5 protein-coding genes are annotated in these 2,856 nt (G+C 63.7%); 2 read left to right on the top strand and 3 right to left on the bottom strand.

Annotated features, from left to right (window positions below):
* Together EOA29_RS31505 and EOA29_RS31510 are read left to right on the top strand one after the other, a co-directional pair.
* A partial coding sequence (locus tag EOA29_RS31505) for a TolC family protein (protein ID WP_189479044.1) occupies positions 1-629 on the top strand: 629 nt, incomplete at its 5' end.
* A 106-nt stretch (positions 630-735) separates the two neighbouring features.
* Entirely contained in the window at positions 736-1,422 is a 687-nt protein-coding gene (locus EOA29_RS31510) for an aspartyl/asparaginyl beta-hydroxylase domain-containing protein (protein ID WP_126093430.1), read from the top strand.
* A gap of 16 nt (positions 1,423-1,438) precedes the next feature.
* On the opposite strand, the gene EOA29_RS31515 is transcribed toward EOA29_RS31510, so the two are convergent.
* The 3 genes from EOA29_RS31515 to EOA29_RS31525 all read right to left on the bottom strand — a co-directional run bounded on the left by EOA29_RS31515 (position 1,439) and on the right by EOA29_RS31525 (position 2,650).
* Entirely contained in the window at positions 1,439-1,744 is a 306-nt protein-coding gene (locus EOA29_RS31515; protein ID WP_126093429.1) for a DUF982 domain-containing protein, read from the bottom strand.
* A gap of 222 nt (positions 1,745-1,966) precedes the next feature.
* On the bottom strand, positions 1,967-2,203 hold the full coding sequence (locus EOA29_RS31520) for a hypothetical protein (RefSeq protein ID WP_126093428.1): 237 nt from the start codon (positions 2,201-2,203) through the stop codon (positions 1,967-1,969).
* A 114-nt stretch (positions 2,204-2,317) separates the two neighbouring features.
* Positions 2,318-2,650, bottom strand: coding sequence for a hypothetical protein (locus EOA29_RS31525; RefSeq protein ID WP_126095877.1), 333 nt, complete (start codon positions 2,648-2,650; stop codon positions 2,318-2,320).
* Positions 2,651-2,856 lie beyond the last annotated feature (206 nt).

Consider the following 2,856-nt stretch of genomic DNA (forward strand, 5'->3'; position numbering starts at 1 on the left):
ATATCCTGCTCACCCGCCCGGACGTGCGGATGGCCGAGCGGCAATGTGCTCAGTACACGGCCAAGATCGGCCAGGCCGAGGCGGCACGCTATCCGAGCGTCAGCCTGACGGGCGACATCAGCACCACCGCCCTCAAGCTCGGCGATCTCGGCAGGAATTCCACCATCGGCTGGTCCTTCGGCCCGACGCTCAGCGTGCCGCTGTTCAACGCCGGCCAGTTGCAGGCAGCGGTCGACGTCGCCAAAGCCCAGCGCGACCAGTATTTCATTGCCTATAAGGCCGCCGTGCTGACGGCGCTGGAAAACGTGGAAAACGCTCTCGTGTCGCTCTCGCAGGAGCGCATCAGAAACGGCAAGCTCGCCTCTTCCGCGAAATCCTATGGCGATGCCGCCCGGCTTGAAAGAACGCTCTACAAGGCGGGCGAGACAAGCCTTCTCGACGTGCTGGACGCCGAGCGTTCGGCCTATTCGGCGGATGACACGCTGCTGCAAAGCCGTGTGTCGATCGCCACCGATTACATCGCCCTCAACAAGGCGCTCGGCGGCGGCTGGGACGGCACGATCGACAGCTCGAAGCCGGAGATCATCGATGCCAAGACCGGCCCGCGACTGGCATCGAATACGCAGTGACAGGCGGGCCGCGATGTCCACCCGGCGTTCAACGGCTCAACAAATCTCCGTGAGCAATGACCGGACGCAATTCGCCACTATATTATTCACCCGTCGAGGTAATGATATGTCCAGCGCCTACGATCTTGGAACCAATCTGGTCCGCCGCATCTATGAAAAGCGCATAGATGCACCGGCGATTCTTGACGCCGGCACGCATTTCCCCAATGCCGCGAAGTTCACCGCGGCCTGGCAGGAGATCCGCGACGAGGCGCTTGCGGTGAAGCTGAACAAGGTGCCGCGTTTCCACGACATCATGCCGGAGCAGGCCGAGATTTCGGCCAATGACGGCCTCGATTGGCGCATGTTCGTGCTCAAGGCCTACGACATGACGATCCCGCAAAACCTGGCGCGGATGCCGACCCTCAGCCGGCTGCTGTCGGAATGCCCCGAGGTCAAATCGGCAGCCGTCTCATTCCTGGCGCCGCGCAAGCACATCCCGGCCCATCGCGGCCCCTTTCGCGGCATCATGAGATTTCATCTCGGCCTGGTTATTCCGAAACAGGCGGATGGCCGGCCGGCGACGATCATGATGATCAACCATGAGGAAAGGCGGATCGCCGACGGTGAGTGCATGCTGTGGGACGACACCTTCGAGCATGAAGTCATGAACAACGCCGATCAGCCACGAATTGCCTTGCTGCTCGATGTGTGGCGTCCGGAGATGCCGCTGGACATGGAGATCCTGTCCAGGCTGATCGTTCGCGGTGTGCAGGTGGGAATGCGCTACAGGGGCGTGTCTTTCGCCGGCTGAACCGGACGATTGAAGGTTATGCCCTCGCCTCGCGAGACGCCCTTACAGCATTGCCGCGCTTGCCGGGGAACATCACGTCCCTGGCGAGCAACCCGCTGACGCGGCAGAAGGCCATGAAGGCCCGGCAGGCTTCCTCCGCGCTCGCGACATCGACCGTCGCGCCGAAGCAGGCGTTGAAGGCGGCGTCATAGACCTTGCTCTGCCGGCGCTTCGGCCAGTTCTGCAGGAAGTCGAGCGCCTGTTCGACGCTGTAGATTTCCTCGACCGGCAGGCCGGGCGCGGGCGTGATGCGCACCGGCACCTCGAATTGCAGTCTGTCCATTCCCTGTCTCCCGAACTGGCGCGGTTGCAGCAACGCCATCCGTTCTGAAAAGTTTGCAAAAGTTGCTTTTGCGGCTTTCTGGCCCAGGAATGTGACCTCAGTGCGGTCGGCGGTGCGAGCCGAGGTACGGCGGATCGGCACTTGGCCGCGTGCTGCGTGGATATGTTCGTTCGACGGAGCGATGTAACCGCATCGCCCCGTCTGCCCGCCTTGCCATTGCATCTACTGGTTCGCCGGATCCGTCTCCGCCTCGTAGGCCATGCGAGAGACCACCATCAGCAGATAGGCGGACGGCCCGGCGAAGATGACGCCGAGCACGACCGCTGCCGTCCCTTCCATGCGAAGCGTTTCGGCGATTGCCCAGTAAACGGTGCCGATGCAGATCAGCGCCTGGACGGCGAGAAATGAAGCCGCCGAGGCGGCGCGCGTGAGGGCTTTGAACGTCTTGATACGTTGCATCGCGAAGTTCCGAATTGGCGCGCCATGCAACCGGCGGACGGCCGATAGCCGTCCCCGGGTCGCGGCGCGAAGGAATGTTTGGAGTGTGAAAGCTGCGGTCAGCGACCGACGGGCTCAGGAGGTTGGTGGCGCCCGAGGCTGGTTGGCATGCGAGAGCGGCGCTGCCGCAAAGGCAGGCACGATGTTCGTCGGCGCCGGCGAAGCCCGGCCAACGACGAGGAAATCGAATGACGGGGCGAGCGCGCCGGGATTGCCGTTGACGAGCTTTATGGGCGCCGGCCGCCCGGCGCGGGCTTCGACGCCCGGCGCCTTGCCGGTGACCCTCAGCAATGCAAGCGTTTCGCCCTGCCGCGTCGCGCTGATGCCGGCGCCGCCCGAGACCGCGGCTGCGGAAGCGGAGACTTCAGCCTGGGCGAAGCCCACCAGCGCGAGCATGAGCAGCGCCATCAAGGCCGAGCATGCGGCCCTGACCGGTAGCAGCCTCGATCTTGCGCGTTCCGATGCCGTCAACGGCACAAATCTCCTGTATACTGACTCGCCCTAACGCACGGGTTGGCGAAAGGAAAGCCCTGCGAACAACCCAGCCCGCGCCAACCCTGCGCCAGCGAATATTCCCCGCAACAGCCGGCTGAAGGCACTTCGTCCTTGAACCT

The organism is Mesorhizobium sp. M1E.F.Ca.ET.063.01.1.1, from assembly GCF_003998155.1.
Classification (GTDB): domain Bacteria; phylum Pseudomonadota; class Alphaproteobacteria; order Rhizobiales; family Rhizobiaceae; genus Mesorhizobium.